This window comes from bacterium (assembly GCA_041648665.1).
Taxonomy (GTDB): domain Bacteria; phylum UBA10199; class UBA10199; order 2-02-FULL-44-16; family JAAZCA01; genus JAFGMW01.
The window spans coordinates 102,883-118,528 of sequence record JBAZOP010000003.1 but is presented as its reverse complement, the minus strand read 5'-3'; the positions used below and the strand labels follow the sequence as shown (position 1 = coordinate 118,528).

The following is a 15,646-nucleotide window of genomic DNA, read 5'->3' as shown; positions in this document are numbered from 1 at the left end:
ACTCACACCCCTCCCGCGAACTTCATGTCGCGAGCGTACAACTGCGCGGCCTGCTGGATCTGATCGATAAACATGTCGAGCGCCATCCCATTCCTGAAGTCGGGGAACACGTCGTGCAGCAGCTTTACGGGCTTTCCGTTCGCTCGCATCATGCGCTGAATCTCGCGCTCCCACACGAACGCGCTGTGCCCTCTCGGACACGCCAGCCCCGGGGTGTGCCCGAACAGGCGGCATGGCAGGGGTCTCGCCGGGTAGACCGCGCAGCTGCCCTGCTGGAACCAGGGGCAGGTGATCCTTTGCCGCAGCGGCTCGACGGCGTGCTCGCGGGCGTATCGAGCGACCCGCTGGAACTCGGTCTCGGTCACCGGGACGATACCGCAGCAGTCCCCGCAGCCGGGATCGCACGTCATGGGTGGGAGCACCTTGAGCTTTTTCACGTCGCCTCCGGTTGCTCGAACGGCTGATCGTGTGCGATCCACCCGGGCTCGCTATCATCCACTCCATGCGGCTCTTCGGCCCACCAAATGCAGGGCGTCAAGCGCCCCTGCTCGTCACGCTCTTCTCCGAACTGCTGGCAGACGCCGCAGGCGCAGTTGCGGGGCACGCAGGCATCGCAGTACACGACCGGAGCGGGTGTGCAGAGCATGTAGAACCACGTGGCGATGCGGCCACAGGGGCAGAGGGCCTTCATGGCGCGATCCCCGTGTCCCACGGTGCGAAGTCGGGGTCCGCGTTCATCCCCGCTACCCAAGTAGCGTAGCCCGCTTCTCCGAGCATCTTCCGAAGCATCTGGTCGATGACCCACTGCTTATGGTGCGCGCCTTCGATCATGCCGTAGCGGCTGGGTATGTCTACCGCCGTTCTGCACATCGCGCGGGCTTTTTCTGCTGTGAGCCGAAGCGTCTCCGTCGCGAGCGCGCCCGACGTGGCGAGCGCCTTCTTCGCGATCGTCTCGATGGCGTCCAGGGCCCACTCGATCTCCTTGCGCAGCGTGTCCGTCGTGTGCTCCTGCCACTCGTACGAGCCCCACCCGCCTTCTGGCCCGAGCCAGCGACGACCCCTGGCTTCAGTCAGGACATCCACGAGCGCCTGCGCCAGCCCGGTCTTGTCCCGGTTGAGGGCATTGCACAATCTGGCGTTGTCGCTTGCGTCGGATGCGATCCTCGCGTGCAGCCCGCGGGCGTACTCGACGGCAGCGCCCACATCTCCATACGGTAGCACGCGGTTGTAGCCAATCTCGCGGATCAGTGTCTCGACGGACGATGCGTTCCTGTCGCGATCAGCAGCGGCGTCAGCGAGCTTCTGTTCGAGAGCCTCGATCTGCTCGCCAGCAGCCTTGATCACTTGGTCCTTGATGTCGCAGTACGGGCACGCTTCGGCCTGCTCGAACGGATCGGGTGCCAAGCCACTGCCGTGCCCGCGGAGAGCGCCCAACAGCGCCGCTCCGGGGTTGTGGGGACCGCAGCTAGGACATGTCGAGCCGACTGGGTAGTCACCGCCGCATGTCCCGCACGTTGTCTTGGGGGTGGTCACGTGCCCGCCTTGGTGACACAGCTCTTGTGAGCGATCCACCCATCGGTGGTGCAGCCGGGCGCTGCCCTCATCAGGCGGTCCCGATCGGTCTCGATCTCGTCGAGCGGGTTGATCGGCTCTCCGCACAGGGGGCAGATGCTCGGAGGGCGAGGTTCGACTTTCGGAAGCCTGTGCTCGCACATGTGGTCGCTGTGGCAGATGCCACACTCTTCGTGGTGAGCCATCCTGGTCATTGTTTCTTCTCCGCCCCGATCCAGCAGTCGTGGACATCCTGCTGCGACTTCGCCCGCTGGAAGCACGCAACCGGCCACGGATCGTCGTAGCCCCGCTCGTTGCCCGCCTCGCAGAAGAACTCGCAGGCATGTCCGGGCGTCTGTGCACTCATGTCGTGAGCCCCCGCCTTGCGCATGGCAGCGCAGGCGTCGATGCAACCCGTCGAGACCCAGAGCGCAGTTGGGCTCTTCGTCCTCTTGTACGCGGCCACGCACATGCCCTTGCCGTCGTGGTACCCCTCCCTGTACGCTTGGCCGTAGTCGTCCGCGTCGGACTTCTCGATCCGATCCCGATCTACCCACTCACGATGTCCACGGTAAGAGTACAGCGTTATGGGCTTCGTGAGGTAGGCCGACATGATCCAGTAGTGCTCGCTCAGCTTTTCGACGTGATACATGCCGATGGTGAGCACGGTCGCAGCGGCAATCAGGAGCAGCACCCCTACGGTGTCGCGCCATGTCCAGGGTGGAGACGGCCTGTGGTATGGGCAGACGAACGGAGCGGGCTCCGGAGTCTTGTTGGCAGCATCATCGTCCATGTGTTCGCGTGCCTTTCTTCTCGTTGCGCTTCTCGTCCCGCGCCTTTCGGATCTCCTCAACAGCCAGCATCAGGAGCTTGTCGGGCTCGGTCTGGGCGAGCAGGTGGCCGTACTCGTACAGGTCGGAGAGCGCGCCGATCGCGTCATCGAGGCGCTGTCTGGCTTCGACCATCCTCTCTTGCCGCGCGCTCACGGTTGCTTCGGCTCCTCTGCCTTCGCGATGCGCACCTCCTCTGCCTTGTCGCCATCCACCATGAAGAACGAGATGCGGCAGTGTTTGCGTGCCCATCCCTCCAGGATGTCGTCCAGTTCCTTCTCCTCTTCCTTAGAGACTTCGGGCCAGTCCTCCGCGATCTCGCCCCATTCGTCGCCAGCACACTCCACCATCATCTCGATGATGTCGAGCGCTCGGGGCATGGCATCAGCCGGGTCCGGACACTCGCCGCACGCGACGAAGAAATGATCAGCGTCGCCCTCGTACTCGCGAGTTCCCTCCTCGATCGCCTCTTCCCGCGTCGCGAAGTTTCCGTTCCATGCTTCGGCTTCTCTGGACGTTGCGTAGCACCAGGGCATCACGCACCTGCCTTTCTGCTTTCAGGTTCATCGCCCCACACGTCGTCCCCGTTCTGGTGCTGGCCACCGTGCGTCTTCGGACGATGGCAATTCGCGCCAGGATGTTTCGGGTTCGGGGCGAGGCAGTCGTCGAGATACGAGTCCCTCTTTCTACAAAGCACGCCGTTTGGTAGCGGATTCCCGTAGGTGTCGAACGACTTCCCCTGCATCGACTGAGCGAACGCCGTCACGCGTCGGGCTTCCACTTCTCGGATGTCGTCTTCCAGCCGGGTCGTGCCCGCTTCCTTCGCGATGGTCTTGCTCCGCGCATCGATCTCCGCCAGGGCCCCCGCGTAGTCCTTCTGGATCTGCGCGCCGCTGCGCTCGATGACCAGATCAAGGAACGCTCGCAGCGCGCGGTTCTGGAACGTCGCAGCTCTCTCCTTCGCCAGCGCGACGATCGCTGTTGCCTCTGCCTCGTCACGCGTCTTGCGGGCCAGGGCAGCTTCTTGCTGCGCCTCCTCCGTGAGCCTCTTGTAGGTGCGCGCTTCATCGGTCGCGAGCGCGTGCTCAGCCGTGAGCCGATCGATAGCGTCACGCAGGCTCTCGTCCTTGTTGACGCCGTAGGCCTTGAGCTGGTCCCGGACTGCTCGGACGATCTTTACGTGCTTCTCGCTCATCGACTACTTCCCTCCATGCACCGTTACCGTCGCTCCCCGCTCCCTGAAGTACCGAACGACTTCCCGACCTCGTTTACCCACCGACCACTTCGCGATGGGCGCGGCTTCCATCACGCTGCCGTCTGCCGCAACGATGATACCGAAGACAGCGTGCTGCATCTCGACGCGGAGGAGCCACGTGGGCTTTGCGTCAGTACCCATCCCTCGCCCAGTTCTTCCCCTTGAGCACGAAGTTGCCGTTGGACACGAGCCGCTTCGCCGCCTCTTCCCCGCACTTCGGGCACACCTTCACCGGCTCCTCAGTGATCTTCTGTTCCTGCTCCCACTCGTGTCCGCAGGCGTCGCACTCGTACTCGTAGGTCATCGCCCGCCGTCCTTCTTCTTCCCTTGCTTCGCCTCGATGGCCGTAAGCTCCTCGTCGATCAGCCTCATGCCCCGCTTGAGAGCCTCGCGCGCGATCGTCGTCTTGCCCACGCGCGTGTCGAGCGTCATCGTGCGCTCCCATCGCTGCGCGAGCTGGAGAAGTTCGTCATCCATCTCCTGCGAGATACGAAGAGCGATCTGGAGACCTTTGAGCTGTTGACTTTCACCGGGATGCGACATACCATCAGTGATATACATGCCGAGACGCGGCGTCAAGGAAGAAATAAAAGCGATGTTTTCAGGCAAGGAAGGGATGGCAACCGATCTGGCGAGCGTGCTCGAACAGATCCAGTGCCGGGTCATGGTGCTTCGGGCCAGCGGGGATCCGGACCCGGCGATCCTTGTCGTCTTTGCGCAGGGACGCCAGCCGGTGGTGACGATCGAGGAGTTCGACGCTGGCCGGTTCCCAGACGAGGCGCTGGCCGTTGTGGATGTGCGTGGCGACCCGGTGATGGTCATGATCTCGAAGCACGCTGACACCGCGCTCCGCGAGACGCTTCAGGGAGCCGTGCTCGACAGCCTGCGGGCCAACGCGCAGATCGGCAGAGTCATGCACGGTACGATCGTTGCGTCGGAAGCCGATGGAAAGGCGCTCAACTGATGAACGAAGTCTTCGAGGTGCTGTCAACGTCGATCCTTGCAGACAACCTGCGGGGGCAGCGCAGGGAGCTGATCAGCCACGGCTGCGGGGTGACTGACGAACCCGACAAGCGCGTGAGGATCGTGTGGCCGAAGGGAACGAGGTTCGACTCAGGAACGAGCGAGTACACGTTGCCCGATGGGTGGGTCGTGAAGGTGGGACGATGATCACAATCCCTATCGAGATTTCTTGGGTGAGAAAGATCGCGCGCGATGCCCTTGTGGACACCGGGTTCACGGGCGGCATCTTCCTCTCCAAGTCGGCGGCAAGGGCAGCGGGAGCGACGCTCTGTGAGCCTCCGAGAATGCCACGGGGCCCGGACGGCAAGCGGATTGACGGACAAGCAACGGTTCTGCGCGTTCGTATCCCGGGGGCCGACGTGGAAACAGAGACGCTTGCATTCTGCCCGGACGCTCCCACGCGCGAAATCTTGATCGGGGCTTTCCTTTTGGGTAGAGTCGGAGCGGCGCTTTTGATCGGGACGGCTCGCTACAAATTCCCCCGCCCGAGCAGAGGGAATCCTGCGTGTTCCGGGCTCGACGTTGGCGATTGGGTCATTCCAAGGCGTCCAGTCGAGCCGTGGTGGTGAGCGCGATGAACACCTACGGCATCCCTCCCAACTGTCGGAAGTGCGGGCGACTCCACGAGCAGGCCGACTTCGATCGCTATGCTCGCCTCGCTGAGCGCAACGGACACGCCAAGCCGTGGACGGGCAAGGACGGGAAGGGCGTGCTGTGCGCGCTTTGCTTTCTCGAAGCGCTCGACGACCTGTGCCACATGCGCGACTGCGGCTCGTGCAAGATGTGGGAAAGTCTGAATGTCGGCTGCTGCCATATCGATCAATGCGGCCCTCCGAACTACCCGTTGTGGGAGTGTGATGGCGAGCCGGTGAACCTGAGCAGACGAGGTATCGGGCAATGACGCAATGGTGGCATCGCGAGGGTCGCATCCGTATCCACGACACGTCCGTGATGGTCTGGGAAGAGCACGTGGACGACGTGGCCATGTTGAAGACGTTCCAGAGCACGATGGAGCGCATGAAGTTCCACGGGTTCAAGGTGACGCGCGACCCAGAGATCGAGAAGCACTACAAGTGCCTTGGCCCGTGCCGCAGATATGGGCGTCTCGGCGATCTAGAGTTCAACGCGGAGCAGTCCGGGCGCACGATGAAGGTGATGTTCTATCAGAACGTCGCCAACGTCGAGAACCGCAACGGTGGACGGTACGACTTCGACAAGATGCGGAAGATGCCTCGCCTCATCCGGCTTCAGACAGCGCTGGCCGCGCTGCGTCTCATCCAGAAGTGGATAGAGTTCGGGTACACGATGGACTTTGGCAAGTCGCCTCCGATGCCAGGGGAGCCGTTCGCGCTGTCGATTCTTCGCGCGATGGAGGGCCGGAACCCTGCACGCGCGGATCCGCTCGCGGACTTCAACCAGAGGTGGGAGGCGATCCGTTTCGAGCGAGACGAGCGCGGTTGGCCAACAGAAAAGGAATATAGGCAAGGCACCTGTGGGCAGAACGTGGATCGGGACAAGAAGCCGATCTTCAACGGTCAGATCAAATACGTGCGCAGGAACGGGCGACTGTTTCGCGGCACGGTGTTCACCAACATGAACGACATGTGGGGCGTCTACTCGAACGGTGACGCTACCTGGAAGGTGTGTCGGGAGCTATTCGACTGCGAACGTCCCGACCTCGAACCGCGGCGTGCCGTGGATGGGCAACCGCGGCGCATGGAGGCCGAGCTGAAGAAGGCTGTCGAGGTTCGAGACTTCAAGCGCGTGGCGGAGATCGCAACGGCGCTCAAGAGGGTGGCGTGATGCAGTGGGTTTGGCTGCTCGTCGCGATGTTTGCCGAAGCCGTTCTGCTGATCTCTGTCGTCGGGAGAGCGCTTTACTCGGCAGGGTTCAGAGACGGATGGGTGCATGGAGGTCTGTGGTCGATCGCTGCCACAAAGGAGTTCAGGGCCGAAGTGGTGGCATTGGTGGTCAAAAAGCAGGCACCCCCATGGTGGCCGAAGGAAGACTTGGACAAGTACGGAGCCGACAAATGAGTTCTCGTAGCCACAGAGCCCGCAGGAGGCGCAGGCGTGCTCGCAAGTACATGGAACGCAACCGCGCACGGCTCAGGGCAGCGGTCGCCGCGTCGATCGCATATAGCAAGCGGCCCCTGGATGCTCTGCAAAGGGCGCATCTGGACGCTGTGATGAGGAGAAATAGGACAGACATGATGTGGATGTTCCCGCTCTTTTCGAGGGACGTGCAGTGAGCACCACAACGGCGGCCCCGATGGTCACGTGCCCCGTGTGTGGCCACGAGTTCCAACAGGACGATTACTACGAGATGAGGGCGGGCTCCGAGCTGGAATGCCGAAAGTGCGGCGCGCAGCTGGCTGTCGTGGAGACAGAAACGGTCACGTACTGGTCGATCTGCACCAAGGCCGAGTACGACGCTGCGGAGGCGAAGGCTGAAGCACAAAGGGAGCGGCAGCGCAAGCGGTTCTTGGAGATGGACGCTGAACGCAAGAAGGAAGCAAACTCGTGAGCCGTCTCCAGCGCAGAGCCTCCAGGTCGGTCGGACGCAAGCTCATGCGCCAGGGCTGGTCCGAATGGGAGCGCGTGCCCAGGCCCGACCCGGCGAAGTACCCCAGTCTGCGCAACGTCGAGGCGGTGTTCAAGAACAACGTGTACGTCGTGCAGATCGTCTACCATGTGACGGAGTGGGGCACGGTCGAGCGGCTGATGATCCGGCGCAACGACGAGGCCCCCGTGCGCTCCTGGCAGGAACTGCAGCGCGTCAAGAACGAGATCGTCGGTGAGGACCGGGTCGCAATCGAGGTGTTTCCAGCGCAAGCCGAGTTGGTTGACCACGCGAACCTGTACCACCTGTGGGTGCTGCCCAAGGGGTTCACGCTGCCGTTCGGGATGAAGGAGATTCGATGAAAAAGCGTCCCGTGTACCGCTCCGACATGACCGGGCTGAGCATGGCGTGCCGCGCTGCCATAGATGCCATAATGTCATGCGGCGATCCCATTATCTTTGCCGACGTTCACGCTTCCCTCGAAGACGTGATCGGGTTGGCAAGCTCGATGGAGTCGGTCTGGGATCAGCGGGAGGTGGCCAACAGGTACAGTGCCGAGCCCGGTATCAGCCGCCAGATCAGGGGCTCCGTCGAGTTCAACGGCGTCGAGCAGACCGTTGTGCTCCTCCCCGCAACCGATGGCGGCGACGAAGCGCTCATCCTCGTTGACGTGGATGATCTGATGGTTCCGCTTTCCCTGGCGGCTCTCTGGAGACACGAGTGGCTGTTCCCGCTGGAGGTGGGGCGGATCGACAACGTGATTTTCACAGCAGACGACGGAGTACGGTGGAGGCTTCGGTGGGGGTTTGAGATCCTGGCAAGAGGCATCGAGCAGCACTTTGGGAAAACGGCGGCGGAGCGTGCGCGGAAGGATATGCTGCCGGTGGTGCTGCGCATGAAGAGTCTGGAGGGCTGATGCAAGACTACGCTGCTCGCTTGCGCATTCCGGTTGAAGGCTCGACCATGATGCGCCTCTACACCGAGACCGGCGTCTTGTTCTCGGTCGGGTACCGACGGGTTGTGATCGGCGGGCGCGGGCCGTACATCGAGTTCGAGCGGTCGCAGATCGTGTGCCAGTTGCAGGAAGTGCACCCTTCCTCGCATTACTACTACAGTCAACCACCCCTCCCTAAAGGCAGGGGCTTGAAGGAAAGCAAAGCCATGCGGACCAGAGAGACCAAACGGTTGACTAGACAGGGCGGCTCCGTGCCGCCAACCGAACCGGCTGCCCGTGGCAGGGCGAGCGACATGCGGGGTGCCCCACTAGCCCCGCTTCCCTCGGCCGGAAGGTGTCGAAGTGGCGCATACACAAGGCCCTTACGGGCATTCTTCTTGAGGTGATTTGTGGTTCCAGTTGTTGACAGTCAGCGGATGCCATTGATGCCGTGCTCGGAAAAGCGAGCGCGGCAGATGGTCGCATCGAGGAAGGCAACGCCCTTCTGGAAGCGAGGCATCTTCTGCATCCGCCTGAACGTTGAGCCGTCTAGTCGAGTCTTGCAGCCAGTTGTGGTTGGAATCGATCCCGGATCGAAGAAGGAAGGGTTCACGGTCAAGTCTGAGGCGCACACGCTGCTCAACATCCAGGCGGATGCTGTGCGGCACGTCAAGGATGCCGTGGAGGTGCGCCACAACATGCGTCGGGCGCGTCGGTCCCGTAAGACGCCTTATCGGGCGTGCAGGAAGAACCGTGCTCGCGGGGGTCTTCCTCCGAGCACGAAGGCACGATGGCAGTGGAAGTTGCGCATCGTCGAGCAGCTCGCGAAGGTGTTTCCGATCACCGACATCGCCGTCGAGGACATCAGGGCGAAGACCAAGAAGTGGCAGCGGAAGTGGAACCGCAGCTTCTCCCCGCTCGAAGTCGGTAAGGCGTGGTTTTACGAAGAGCTGAAGCGTTTCGGCAACGTGCACGTGAAGCAAGGGTGGGAGACGTTCGAGCTGCGCAATGCCGCGGGGCTCAAGAAGTCCAAGTCGAAGATGTCGGAAGTCTTCGAGGCGCACTGCGTGGACAGCTGGGTGCTCGCCAACTGGTACGTCGGTGGGCACATTCTGCCAGAGAACAAGCGGATGATGTGCGTCTCGCCGATCCGACTGCATCGGCGACAACTGCACATGCTTCAGCCCGCGAAGGGCGGGGTTCGCAAGGCGTACGGGGGCACGCGCAGTCGTGGACTGAAGCGAGGATCGCTGGTCACGCACCCGAAGTACGGGTTGGTCTACGTTGGCGGGACGATGGCTGGGAGGATCAGCCTGCTCGCAGTGGCAGATGGTAAGCGCCTTTGCCAGAACGCGAAGCCAGCAGATGTGCGTTTCCTGACCTACAACGCATGGAGGACGCGGCTCCTCCCCGGCCTGAAGGGCGGGGTTTCCGCCACGGAGATCCGATGAGCGGCGTAAAGTGCATCTGGTGCGGATCCGAGCGTGTCGGACTGACCACGCCCGACTACGGGTTTGGGTACGGAGCGGAGTACGAGTGCTACGACTGCCCGATTGGCCGCAACGGGTATCGGCGCTTCTCCGTGAAGTCGCCAGAAGCGCGGGCGGAGAGTCGCGCATCGTTGGCGCTGTCGGCCAGCAACGTTGCTGCCATGCGCAGGAAGGCTGGACTGTGATGCGCGTACTGGTCTGCGGCGGCAGGGACTACGCCAACCGCGAGCGCGTGTTCGAGGTTCTCGACAAGCTGCATGCGGAGCGTGGCATCGACGCGCTCATCCACGGCGCAGCACGCGGAGCCGACACACTCGCGGCGCAGTGGGTTCTGCGAACGTTTCACATCGCAGACGTGTTCAAGTGCGATCTGTTCTCGTTCCCCGCCAACTGGGATCGGGACGGGTATGCGGCGGGGCCGATCCGCAACCGGCGCATGCTCGATGAAGGCAAGCCGGATCTCGTCGTGGCATTCCCGGGCGGAAAAGGCACGGAGGATTGTGTGCGCCAAGCGCGGAAGGCGGGCGTGGAAGTGATGGAGGTCGTCGATGGGTAAGGACAGCAAGCCGGTCGAGGTGACGTGGGGCGTGGTCGAGATGGTCAGCGACAATCAGTGCGCCATCCGCTGCGCCCGTTGTGGGAAGGGTGAGGTCCGCAAGTACCCGATCAGTCTCCACGACTGGCGCTGGACGGAAGCGGTGTTCAAGGCCAAGCATGCAGGGTGCAAGGAGATGGGGGCGACGCCGTGATCGAGCAGCCTAAGTCGATGGTTCTGCCTAAGCACCCCGACAATATCGAGGGCACGCAAGGGCTTCGGGCTATCGGGTACTGGAGACCGCCGTCAGCCGATAGGCAGCCATCGGATTTCCACAGGCTCATTGAGGCTATCCAGACTCCTCGATCACTTGGCATTCTCACGTGGCTCGCGGGCAACGTTCGTCTGCAATCGTTGCTGTCTCTTCCGGATCCGAAGGACTTCGTTGACCCTTCCTGGGATCCTGCCGAGCGCGGCATGGTGATCGCGTACCTGCGCAAGGGTCGCGTCCTGGAGCGCTACTTCGGTTACTCCACGTGCCGCTTCAAGTGCGGCATCGACGACGCGGAGATGGGCGACGCAGACCTGACCGATGGGACGTTCGTGTGGCCCGAGGGCTTCGCCCACTACCTGGAGAAGCACAACGTGCGGCCAGGGCAGGACTTCGTGACGCATGTCCGACGCATGACGGGGGCGACGTGAAGGCTTATCCCCTGCTCCGTTGGGCAGGTGGGAAGACCCAGCTTCTCCCACAGCTTCGCGCGCTGATGCCGAAGAGCTTCAACCACTACTACGAGCCGTTCCTTGGCGGCGGCGCGATGTTCTTCGATCTGGCACCGGAGCACGCAACCGTCTCCGACGCCAACCTGGAGCTTGTGAGCTGCTACCTAGCAGTCGCCCTTCAGGTGGGTTCCGTGATTCACGAGCTGAAGAAGTTGCCGATCGACGAGAAGCGGTACTACGCGCTGCGCAGCCTGAAGCCAGCGGATCTGTCCCCTGCCGCGGCGGCTGCCAGGACGATCTACCTGAATCACACCGACTTCAACGGCCTCTATCGCGTCAACAAGAGCGGTGGCTTCAACGTGCCGTGGGGCAAGTGGAAGGACGACAAGCTGCCGACGACGTGTGACGAAGAGAACCTTCGCGCGTGCTCCGCGGCTCTTCAGAAGGCTCGCATCATGTGCGCGGACTTTCAGAGCATCATAGCGAACGCGGAGGAGGGCTCGCTGGCTTACTGTGACCCGCCTTATGTGCCTCTAACCAAGACAGCGAACTTCACGACGTACACGCCGGGCGGCTTCGGCCTGGAGGACTTGAAGCGGCTCCGCGCGTCTTGCTGCGAGGCAAGGCAGCGAGGCGCGTACGTGATGCTGTCGCAGGCCGACACGCCCGAGGTGCGCGAGATGTTCGGCGGCTTCCGCATCCACTCCGTCTCGGCGCGGCGCAACGTGAACTGCGACGCCAGCAAGCGGGGTAAGGTCGGCGAGGTTGTGATCACGAGCTACGAGGTGGAGCCGTGAAAGTGCTCCGCCGCTTCGGCAAGGCATGGCAGGTGCTGGATCTGCCCTTCTGGGTCAAGCCTTACGCGTGCCGCCTGATCGAAGGATCCGTCTGGATCCGCTGGCTCGCTATTGAGTTCGACGAATGCGGCGTGTCGTTCGTTATTTGGCGCTTCTCGTGGGGTGTGATGTACGGTCGGATACAGGAGAAGAAGTCGTGACCAAAGCCAAGAGCCCCCGCGTTCGACCCATCCAACCGCGCCACATCCCCGCGCCGATCCGGGAAGTGCTCGCAATGTGGGAGGCCCTGCGCAGGCTGGGCTTCCCTGCCGCCGACATCTTCTGCGCCTACTATCCGAACCAGATTACTGTCGTACTCAAGATGCAAGGCAAGGAGTTCACGATCCTCTGCGGAAAGCCCAACATGTCGCAGGAGCAGTTCGCGAAGCAGTGGACGCACGCCGCCGCGCTGTGGAACGGCACCGAGCCCGGGATGACAGATACGACGCGCGCGATCATCTATCAGGAATGCGAGCTGATGAAGGGTGGGCACATCGGGCTTCAGCTCATCGGAGCCCTGAAGGTGAAGGGCATCGAGTGCCCCTTTGTGAACATGGCGGAAGCACTCGCTGGGCAGGCCCCGGGCTCGTTTGCGATGGGCGTCAACAGTAAGGGAGGAATGGCATGATCAGGTACGGGTGGTTGTTGGTTTTGTTGGCCGCATGCGGCGGGTCGGTGAACATCGGCTCTGGGGATCAGGTGCCCGACGCAGGGGAGGCGGAGAGCGAGGTTGCGCCCGACGCCCAGCAGGAGGACGCTGGGTCTGAGGAAGCGTCGGACGAGGACGCCGTGGAGGAGGACGCGCAGGAGTGCGAGGTGTACTGCCCTACTCACCCTGGCTGCGCTCCCTGCTGAACGGAGGAAGTATGGCATTCGTCAGACTTGCAGCCGTTGGGGAACGCGAACTCGTTGTGTACTGGAACAGCGTCACCAAGATCGCCAAGAAGGTCGTGCTCGCGCGAGGGGAAGAGTACGATCTGAAACACCCACTGGAGGTCATCTACGCCGCGGCCTTCGATGACGAGACCAAGGACGAGGTGGAGCGGGAGGCCGATCAGCAGATCGCCAAGTGGATGGCGGCGGCGAAGACGCATTTGCGGCTGGTGAAGCCGTGAAACTCACACCTGAGTTGCTCCGCGTGGTTGATCTATTGGCGGAAGCGAAGATGCACCTTCTGTTGGCTGCGCAGGGCACTGCGCCCGGCACTCCAGAGCGCGAGCGGGAGATGGGCGATCTGGAGCGCTGCACGAAGAAGGCTCGCGAGTACGTGAACTCGATCGGTGGGATCGAGAAGTTGCCCATGCCTTTAGCGGTCGGATTGCGGACTTGCGAACTGGCTATCCCCAGGCTGCGAGCCCAGGTGCCGGTAGAGAAGTCATGAAGACCTTCACAGAAACCACCTTCAGCATGCGCCCAAGGGGCATCACCCGGTTGCGCAAAGCTCTCTCCATGACGGAGGCGAGGCTCGGACAGCTTCTCGGCGTGCATGAGATGACCGTCTCGAAGTGGGAGCGCGGGGAGCTGAGCCCAACGCTGTGGCAGGCGCACATGCTTCGCGTCTTTGCCAAGGCCCGCGACAGGGACGAGATGGTTGGCAAGAGAGTTGTGGGGTACATGCTGGAACAAGGTGTTCCGTTCGCTCTCTACAAGATGCTGAGCGTGGCGTACTACGATTGAGGCGTCGAGATGACTAAGAAACCGTACCCTTCCGCTCCGATCATCGCCGCTGGGCATAAGAACATGGTGTTCGTCGTGGTGCCCAACGAGCGGGGGCGCTACATGCGCACGCACGTCTGTGTGGCGTACGTGACGTGCAAGTGCTGCGGCGCGAAGCCAGGGGAGCCCTGTGTTGGCCGACTTCGTGTCAGTGGGAAGGCCCGCTACAGCAGCGATACGCACTACCTGCGCAGACTCGACTTCCAGCAGATCCGTGTCCCTGACGAGAAGACCACGGCTGAGCCCCCGGTCGAGGAAGTCGATGACGAGATTGGCCAGCCGTGGGTGCTAGGGCGTGTCCAGAAGGCACACAACGGCGAGTGGCTGTGGTACATCGGAGGCGGCTGGGCGACTCTACACGACAAGGTGCTCATGTTTCCGTCGAGGATGGCCGCCGATACGCAGATGTCGGTTCTGGGGGTTCCGAACGGATGCGAACACCGCGTGATGCCGCTCGGGGAGGCGCAGGCGATCTGGCGGAGGCTACACGAAGTGGCGACAACGCCGAAGGGGAAGGTAAGATCATGAAGATCGAGAACATGAGAGGCAGAATGTCCGAGCACAATCTGACCAGTTCGAGCCCGATCCCATCTGGTGGGTCACAGACTCTTATGTACGTCGCTGAGAAGCTCGTGCAGCTGGTTGATGTATGGGAGACGACCGGCGCGCTTTACATACGGACTGTCACAGCGGGTCGTCGCACCGTCTTTGACAGGGATTGCTACCGCACATACGAGCCGGTTGTCCTGCGAACTGGAGAAAGGGTCACAGTGCTCGTCGAGAACCCGACGAGAGAAGAGTGGAACGCTCACGTCATGGTGTCCACGTTCGATCTGACGGACATCCCCGAAGGCAGGCTCTATTCTTTCGCCGTCCGCCAGCCCGAGTCGGATCTGCGCGAGCGGTTCGCCAGGGCTGCGAACCTGAGCCCCTCGACCGCAACCGTTGAGCAGATCGAGGCGCGCATCGGCGCTCTCGTCAACGACGCCGAGTCGATCTACGGATCGAAGCTCGCGGCGTGGAAGAAGATCGCGCACGAAGCGTCCGACCTGTACGAGAAGGAGATTGCTTCTCGCGAGGATGCCGCGGCGGAGAATCAGGCGCTGCGGAACCAGCTGCGGATTGCGGATGAACGGATCGGCACTCTGCACAGGTGCGCGCAAACAGCGTTCGATCAGCTGCGGAAGGCCGGGATCAGGCCGAGATTGGATGGGTTCGGACCATGATCGCCATCGTAGAGGAGATTCAGGGCATCCTCAACCGCATGGAGTTCGACACCTCGTGGCACGCCGACGAGCAGATTGCTGTCGATGGCATCTGGGGTCCGAGGACGCAGCGGGTGTGGGACTGGAAGATGGGGTGCCCGGTCTCCAAGGAGTCGCTCAGGTACCTGACCGGGCGCGACTACGAAGGATCGCTGGAGGTATTCGGACTGCCGAGGTGACGTGATGGCTTGCTATTGTGGCGTGTGCGCTAGGCGGCTCAGTGACGCGACGGAAAACTACGGCTCGTTCCAGACGAGCCCCAACTTCGAGGGCTGGGACATACCCGAGACGCGCAAGTGGCCCGTTATCAACGACACCTGCGAGGGGTGTGCGAAGATTCTTCGTGACGCGGTGACGAAAGCAGCTAACGAGATCGTGCTGAAGAATCTGGAGCGGGTAGAGTCACTGGCTCGCACGGTGGCAGAGGACCGCGAGAAGCAGAAGCGGGCCGAGCGCGAGAAGGCAGAGTTCGAGAGGGCGTGGCGGCAGCACAAGGAGAATCCACGATGAAACCACCGAACGACTTGAAGCGATGCCAGCAGATCCTGTTGGCGCTCACTGACCCAAGGATAACAGACTCGCAAATGACGCCAGAGCAGAGTCGGTGGTGTGGGCGTGCTTGGCGTGTGATGAAGGAAGTGTTTCTCGTGCGTAGGCGGGACGGTGTGTGGGTCCTACCCCGAGGAGCCGGGTGCAAAAGGTGATACAAAATGACTGGAAAACTTCTCTTTCATGGGTACGCGTCGAAGGTGAACCACGAGGTGGAAACGCTGTGTCGTGTCGTGCTAGAGGAATCGGGCTACCTTTCGATTGAAGAGGGAGGCTTGGATGCCATGGGCGAGCAGAGCTGGCGTCGGGTGAAGAGCTTTCGCTCGGACCACTGCCTGACCAAAATGGTTCAACAGCTGATCGGCAAGAGCGACTGA

The 15,646-nt window shown here is 62.3% G+C and carries 39 protein-coding genes; 28 read left to right on the top strand and 11 right to left on the bottom strand.

Annotation, left to right across the window (positions count from 1 at the left end; genetic code table 11):
- Positions 1-2: 2 nt before the first annotated feature.
- From WC683_03045 to WC683_02995, 11 genes are read right to left on the bottom strand one after another with little or no spacing between them, the layout of a single operon-like run.
- Positions 3-437, bottom strand: a complete 435-nt coding sequence (locus WC683_03045; protein MFA4971564.1) for a YkgJ family cysteine cluster protein — start codon at positions 435-437, stop codon at positions 3-5.
- A complete protein-coding gene (locus WC683_03040) occupies positions 434-691 on the bottom strand; it encodes a hypothetical protein (protein ID MFA4971563.1) in 258 nt (85 codons plus the stop codon). The genes WC683_03045 and WC683_03040 overlap by 4 nt, the downstream gene beginning before the upstream one ends.
- Entirely contained in the window at positions 688-1,533 is an 846-nt protein-coding gene (locus WC683_03035) for a hypothetical protein (GenBank protein ID MFA4971562.1), read from the bottom strand. The genes WC683_03040 and WC683_03035 overlap by 4 nt, the downstream gene beginning before the upstream one ends.
- Positions 1,530-1,766 carry a hypothetical protein gene (locus tag WC683_03030; protein MFA4971561.1) on the bottom strand — a complete coding sequence of 79 codons (237 nt, stop codon included), beginning with the start codon at positions 1,764-1,766 and terminating at the stop codon, positions 1,530-1,532. Before WC683_03030 ends, WC683_03035 begins: the two co-directional genes overlap by 4 nt.
- Complete coding sequence (locus tag WC683_03025) at positions 1,763-2,344, bottom strand: hypothetical protein (protein MFA4971560.1); 582 nt, start codon at positions 2,342-2,344, stop codon at positions 1,763-1,765. Before WC683_03025 ends, WC683_03030 begins: the two co-directional genes overlap by 4 nt.
- Positions 2,334-2,537, bottom strand: coding sequence for a hypothetical protein (locus tag WC683_03020; protein ID MFA4971559.1), 204 nt, complete (start codon positions 2,535-2,537; stop codon positions 2,334-2,336). The genes WC683_03025 and WC683_03020 overlap by 11 nt, the downstream gene beginning before the upstream one ends.
- A complete protein-coding gene (locus WC683_03015) occupies positions 2,534-2,917 on the bottom strand; it encodes a hypothetical protein (protein ID MFA4971558.1) in 384 nt (127 codons plus the stop codon). Before WC683_03015 ends, WC683_03020 begins: the two co-directional genes overlap by 4 nt.
- A complete protein-coding gene (locus WC683_03010; protein MFA4971557.1) occupies positions 2,917-3,576 on the bottom strand; it encodes a hypothetical protein in 660 nt (219 codons plus the stop codon). The genes WC683_03015 and WC683_03010 overlap by 1 nt, the downstream gene beginning before the upstream one ends.
- A gap of 3 nt (positions 3,577-3,579) precedes the next feature.
- The gene (locus tag WC683_03005; protein ID MFA4971556.1) at positions 3,580-3,777 is read right to left on the bottom strand and encodes a hypothetical protein; all 198 of its coding nucleotides are present in this window, start codon (positions 3,775-3,777) and stop codon (positions 3,580-3,582) included.
- Positions 3,767-3,940 (bottom strand): zinc ribbon domain-containing protein, encoded by a 174-nt coding sequence (locus WC683_03000; protein ID MFA4971555.1) that lies wholly within the window; start codon positions 3,938-3,940, stop codon positions 3,767-3,769. The genes WC683_03005 and WC683_03000 overlap by 11 nt, the downstream gene beginning before the upstream one ends.
- Positions 3,937-4,179: a hypothetical protein gene (locus WC683_02995; GenBank protein MFA4971554.1), complete on the bottom strand. Its 243-nt coding sequence runs from the start codon at positions 4,177-4,179 to the stop codon at positions 3,937-3,939. Before WC683_02995 ends, WC683_03000 begins: the two co-directional genes overlap by 4 nt.
- A 16-nt stretch (positions 4,180-4,195) precedes the next feature.
- Between WC683_02995 and WC683_02990 the strand changes: the two genes are divergently transcribed.
- The 28 genes from WC683_02990 (at position 4,196) to WC683_02855 (ending at position 15,646) form a co-directional block, all read left to right on the top strand.
- Positions 4,196-4,600 carry a hypothetical protein gene (locus tag WC683_02990; GenBank protein ID MFA4971553.1) on the top strand — a complete coding sequence of 135 codons (405 nt, stop codon included), beginning with the start codon at positions 4,196-4,198 and terminating at the stop codon, positions 4,598-4,600.
- Positions 4,600-4,806 (top strand): hypothetical protein, encoded by a 207-nt coding sequence (locus WC683_02985; protein MFA4971552.1) that lies wholly within the window; start codon positions 4,600-4,602, stop codon positions 4,804-4,806. The genes WC683_02990 and WC683_02985 overlap by 1 nt, the downstream gene beginning before the upstream one ends.
- Positions 4,803-5,228: a hypothetical protein gene (locus WC683_02980; protein ID MFA4971551.1), complete on the top strand. Its 426-nt coding sequence runs from the start codon at positions 4,803-4,805 to the stop codon at positions 5,226-5,228. The genes WC683_02985 and WC683_02980 overlap by 4 nt, the downstream gene beginning before the upstream one ends.
- Complete coding sequence (locus WC683_02975; GenBank protein ID MFA4971550.1) at positions 5,225-5,560, top strand: hypothetical protein; 336 nt, start codon at positions 5,225-5,227, stop codon at positions 5,558-5,560. Before WC683_02980 ends, WC683_02975 begins: the two co-directional genes overlap by 4 nt.
- On the top strand, positions 5,557-6,462 hold the full coding sequence (locus tag WC683_02970) for a hypothetical protein (GenBank protein MFA4971549.1): 906 nt from the start codon (positions 5,557-5,559) through the stop codon (positions 6,460-6,462). The genes WC683_02975 and WC683_02970 overlap by 4 nt, the downstream gene beginning before the upstream one ends.
- A complete protein-coding gene (locus WC683_02965) occupies positions 6,459-6,695 on the top strand; it encodes a hypothetical protein (GenBank protein ID MFA4971548.1) in 237 nt (78 codons plus the stop codon). Before WC683_02970 ends, WC683_02965 begins: the two co-directional genes overlap by 4 nt.
- Positions 6,692-6,910: a hypothetical protein gene (locus tag WC683_02960; GenBank protein ID MFA4971547.1), complete on the top strand. Its 219-nt coding sequence runs from the start codon at positions 6,692-6,694 to the stop codon at positions 6,908-6,910. Before WC683_02965 ends, WC683_02960 begins: the two co-directional genes overlap by 4 nt.
- The gene (locus tag WC683_02955) at positions 6,907-7,185 is read left to right on the top strand and encodes a hypothetical protein (protein ID MFA4971546.1); all 279 of its coding nucleotides are present in this window, start codon (positions 6,907-6,909) and stop codon (positions 7,183-7,185) included. Before WC683_02960 ends, WC683_02955 begins: the two co-directional genes overlap by 4 nt.
- Positions 7,182-7,583 carry a hypothetical protein gene (locus tag WC683_02950; GenBank protein MFA4971545.1) on the top strand — a complete coding sequence of 134 codons (402 nt, stop codon included), beginning with the start codon at positions 7,182-7,184 and terminating at the stop codon, positions 7,581-7,583. Before WC683_02955 ends, WC683_02950 begins: the two co-directional genes overlap by 4 nt.
- Positions 7,580-8,137 carry a hypothetical protein gene (locus tag WC683_02945; protein ID MFA4971544.1) on the top strand — a complete coding sequence of 186 codons (558 nt, stop codon included), beginning with the start codon at positions 7,580-7,582 and terminating at the stop codon, positions 8,135-8,137. Before WC683_02950 ends, WC683_02945 begins: the two co-directional genes overlap by 4 nt.
- A complete protein-coding gene (locus WC683_02940) occupies positions 8,137-8,562 on the top strand; it encodes a hypothetical protein (protein MFA4971543.1) in 426 nt (141 codons plus the stop codon). The genes WC683_02945 and WC683_02940 overlap by 1 nt, the downstream gene beginning before the upstream one ends.
- Before the next feature lie 3 nt (positions 8,563-8,565).
- Entirely contained in the window at positions 8,566-9,606 is a 1,041-nt protein-coding gene (locus WC683_02935) for an RRXRR domain-containing protein (protein ID MFA4971542.1), read from the top strand.
- Entirely contained in the window at positions 9,603-9,830 is a 228-nt protein-coding gene (locus tag WC683_02930) for a hypothetical protein (protein MFA4971541.1), read from the top strand. Before WC683_02935 ends, WC683_02930 begins: the two co-directional genes overlap by 4 nt.
- The gene (locus tag WC683_02925) at positions 9,830-10,201 is read left to right on the top strand and encodes a DUF2493 domain-containing protein (GenBank protein ID MFA4971540.1); all 372 of its coding nucleotides are present in this window, start codon (positions 9,830-9,832) and stop codon (positions 10,199-10,201) included. Before WC683_02930 ends, WC683_02925 begins: the two co-directional genes overlap by 1 nt.
- On the top strand, positions 10,194-10,394 hold the full coding sequence (locus WC683_02920) for a hypothetical protein (protein ID MFA4971539.1): 201 nt from the start codon (positions 10,194-10,196) through the stop codon (positions 10,392-10,394). Before WC683_02925 ends, WC683_02920 begins: the two co-directional genes overlap by 8 nt.
- On the top strand, positions 10,391-10,882 hold the full coding sequence (locus tag WC683_02915; GenBank protein MFA4971538.1) for a hypothetical protein: 492 nt from the start codon (positions 10,391-10,393) through the stop codon (positions 10,880-10,882). Before WC683_02920 ends, WC683_02915 begins: the two co-directional genes overlap by 4 nt.
- Positions 10,879-11,700 carry a DNA adenine methylase gene (locus tag WC683_02910; GenBank protein ID MFA4971537.1) on the top strand — a complete coding sequence of 274 codons (822 nt, stop codon included), beginning with the start codon at positions 10,879-10,881 and terminating at the stop codon, positions 11,698-11,700. Before WC683_02915 ends, WC683_02910 begins: the two co-directional genes overlap by 4 nt.
- Complete coding sequence (locus WC683_02905; GenBank protein ID MFA4971536.1) at positions 11,697-11,900, top strand: hypothetical protein; 204 nt, start codon at positions 11,697-11,699, stop codon at positions 11,898-11,900. The genes WC683_02910 and WC683_02905 overlap by 4 nt, the downstream gene beginning before the upstream one ends.
- Entirely contained in the window at positions 11,897-12,367 is a 471-nt protein-coding gene (locus tag WC683_02900) for a hypothetical protein (GenBank protein MFA4971535.1), read from the top strand. Before WC683_02905 ends, WC683_02900 begins: the two co-directional genes overlap by 4 nt.
- Entirely contained in the window at positions 12,364-12,594 is a 231-nt protein-coding gene (locus tag WC683_02895; GenBank protein ID MFA4971534.1) for a hypothetical protein, read from the top strand. The genes WC683_02900 and WC683_02895 overlap by 4 nt, the downstream gene beginning before the upstream one ends.
- Positions 12,595-12,605: 11 nt before the next feature.
- Positions 12,606-12,854, top strand: coding sequence for a hypothetical protein (locus WC683_02890; protein MFA4971533.1), 249 nt, complete (start codon positions 12,606-12,608; stop codon positions 12,852-12,854).
- On the top strand, positions 12,851-13,120 hold the full coding sequence (locus tag WC683_02885) for a hypothetical protein (protein MFA4971532.1): 270 nt from the start codon (positions 12,851-12,853) through the stop codon (positions 13,118-13,120). Before WC683_02890 ends, WC683_02885 begins: the two co-directional genes overlap by 4 nt.
- Positions 13,117-13,416: a helix-turn-helix domain-containing protein gene (locus WC683_02880; GenBank protein ID MFA4971531.1), complete on the top strand. Its 300-nt coding sequence runs from the start codon at positions 13,117-13,119 to the stop codon at positions 13,414-13,416. The genes WC683_02885 and WC683_02880 overlap by 4 nt, the downstream gene beginning before the upstream one ends.
- Positions 13,417-13,425: 9 nt before the next feature.
- Positions 13,426-13,983, top strand: coding sequence for a hypothetical protein (locus WC683_02875; protein ID MFA4971530.1), 558 nt, complete (start codon positions 13,426-13,428; stop codon positions 13,981-13,983).
- On the top strand, positions 13,980-14,681 hold the full coding sequence (locus tag WC683_02870) for a hypothetical protein (GenBank protein MFA4971529.1): 702 nt from the start codon (positions 13,980-13,982) through the stop codon (positions 14,679-14,681). The genes WC683_02875 and WC683_02870 overlap by 4 nt, the downstream gene beginning before the upstream one ends.
- Positions 14,678-14,899 carry a hypothetical protein gene (locus tag WC683_02865; protein ID MFA4971528.1) on the top strand — a complete coding sequence of 74 codons (222 nt, stop codon included), beginning with the start codon at positions 14,678-14,680 and terminating at the stop codon, positions 14,897-14,899. The genes WC683_02870 and WC683_02865 overlap by 4 nt, the downstream gene beginning before the upstream one ends.
- Positions 14,900-14,903: 4 nt before the next feature.
- Complete coding sequence (locus WC683_02860) at positions 14,904-15,230, top strand: hypothetical protein (protein ID MFA4971527.1); 327 nt, start codon at positions 14,904-14,906, stop codon at positions 15,228-15,230.
- 200 nt (positions 15,231-15,430) lie between these two features.
- Complete coding sequence (locus WC683_02855; protein MFA4971526.1) at positions 15,431-15,646, top strand: hypothetical protein; 216 nt, start codon at positions 15,431-15,433, stop codon at positions 15,644-15,646.

What these genes read in the sequence shown, in the direction of transcription:
- WC683_03010 (MFA4971557.1), bottom strand. Translation starts at nt 3,576, where the DNA reads ATGAGCGAGAAGCACGTAAAGATCGTCCGAGCAGTCCGGGACCAGCTC.
- WC683_02960 (MFA4971547.1), top strand. Translation starts at nt 6,692, where the DNA reads ATGAGTTCTCGTAGCCACAGAGCCCGCAGGAGGCGCAGGCGTGCTCGC.
- WC683_02920 (MFA4971539.1), top strand. Translation starts at nt 10,194, where the DNA reads ATGGGTAAGGACAGCAAGCCGGTCGAGGTGACGTGGGGCGTGGTCGAG.
- WC683_02990 (MFA4971553.1), top strand. Translation starts at nt 4,196, where the DNA reads ATGCCGAGACGCGGCGTCAAGGAAGAAATAAAAGCGATGTTTTCAGGC.
- WC683_02880 (MFA4971531.1), top strand. Translation starts at nt 13,117, where the DNA reads ATGAAGACCTTCACAGAAACCACCTTCAGCATGCGCCCAAGGGGCATC.
- WC683_03030 (MFA4971561.1), bottom strand. Translation starts at nt 1,766, where the DNA reads ATGACCAGGATGGCTCACCACGAAGAGTGTGGCATCTGCCACAGCGAC.
- WC683_02985 (MFA4971552.1), top strand. Translation starts at nt 4,600, where the DNA reads ATGAACGAAGTCTTCGAGGTGCTGTCAACGTCGATCCTTGCAGACAAC.
- WC683_03000 (MFA4971555.1), bottom strand. Translation starts at nt 3,940, where the DNA reads ATGACCTACGAGTACGAGTGCGACGCCTGCGGACACGAGTGGGAGCAG.
- WC683_02980 (MFA4971551.1), top strand. Translation starts at nt 4,803, where the DNA reads ATGATCACAATCCCTATCGAGATTTCTTGGGTGAGAAAGATCGCGCGC.
- WC683_02925 (MFA4971540.1), top strand. Translation starts at nt 9,830, where the DNA reads ATGCGCGTACTGGTCTGCGGCGGCAGGGACTACGCCAACCGCGAGCGC.
- WC683_02895 (MFA4971534.1), top strand. Translation starts at nt 12,364, where the DNA reads ATGATCAGGTACGGGTGGTTGTTGGTTTTGTTGGCCGCATGCGGCGGG.
- WC683_02940 (MFA4971543.1), top strand. Translation starts at nt 8,137, where the DNA reads ATGCAAGACTACGCTGCTCGCTTGCGCATTCCGGTTGAAGGCTCGACC.
- WC683_02870 (MFA4971529.1), top strand. Translation starts at nt 13,980, where the DNA reads ATGAAGATCGAGAACATGAGAGGCAGAATGTCCGAGCACAATCTGACC.
- WC683_02860 (MFA4971527.1), top strand. Translation starts at nt 14,904, where the DNA reads ATGGCTTGCTATTGTGGCGTGTGCGCTAGGCGGCTCAGTGACGCGACG.
- WC683_03040 (MFA4971563.1), bottom strand. Translation starts at nt 691, where the DNA reads ATGAAGGCCCTCTGCCCCTGTGGCCGCATCGCCACGTGGTTCTACATG.
- WC683_03015 (MFA4971558.1), bottom strand. Translation starts at nt 2,917, where the DNA reads ATGCCCTGGTGCTACGCAACGTCCAGAGAAGCCGAAGCATGGAACGGA.
- WC683_02855 (MFA4971526.1), top strand. Translation starts at nt 15,431, where the DNA reads ATGACTGGAAAACTTCTCTTTCATGGGTACGCGTCGAAGGTGAACCAC.
- WC683_02930 (MFA4971541.1), top strand. Translation starts at nt 9,603, where the DNA reads ATGAGCGGCGTAAAGTGCATCTGGTGCGGATCCGAGCGTGTCGGACTG.
- WC683_02875 (MFA4971530.1), top strand. Translation starts at nt 13,426, where the DNA reads ATGACTAAGAAACCGTACCCTTCCGCTCCGATCATCGCCGCTGGGCAT.
- WC683_02945 (MFA4971544.1), top strand. Translation starts at nt 7,580, where the DNA reads ATGAAAAAGCGTCCCGTGTACCGCTCCGACATGACCGGGCTGAGCATG.
- WC683_02970 (MFA4971549.1), top strand. Translation starts at nt 5,557, where the DNA reads ATGACGCAATGGTGGCATCGCGAGGGTCGCATCCGTATCCACGACACG.
- WC683_03025 (MFA4971560.1), bottom strand. Translation starts at nt 2,344, where the DNA reads ATGGACGATGATGCTGCCAACAAGACTCCGGAGCCCGCTCCGTTCGTC.
- WC683_02890 (MFA4971533.1), top strand. Translation starts at nt 12,606, where the DNA reads ATGGCATTCGTCAGACTTGCAGCCGTTGGGGAACGCGAACTCGTTGTG.
- WC683_02865 (MFA4971528.1), top strand. Translation starts at nt 14,678, where the DNA reads ATGATCGCCATCGTAGAGGAGATTCAGGGCATCCTCAACCGCATGGAG.
- WC683_03005 (MFA4971556.1), bottom strand. Translation starts at nt 3,777, where the DNA reads ATGGGTACTGACGCAAAGCCCACGTGGCTCCTCCGCGTCGAGATGCAG.
- WC683_02995 (MFA4971554.1), bottom strand. Translation starts at nt 4,179, where the DNA reads ATGTCGCATCCCGGTGAAAGTCAACAGCTCAAAGGTCTCCAGATCGCT.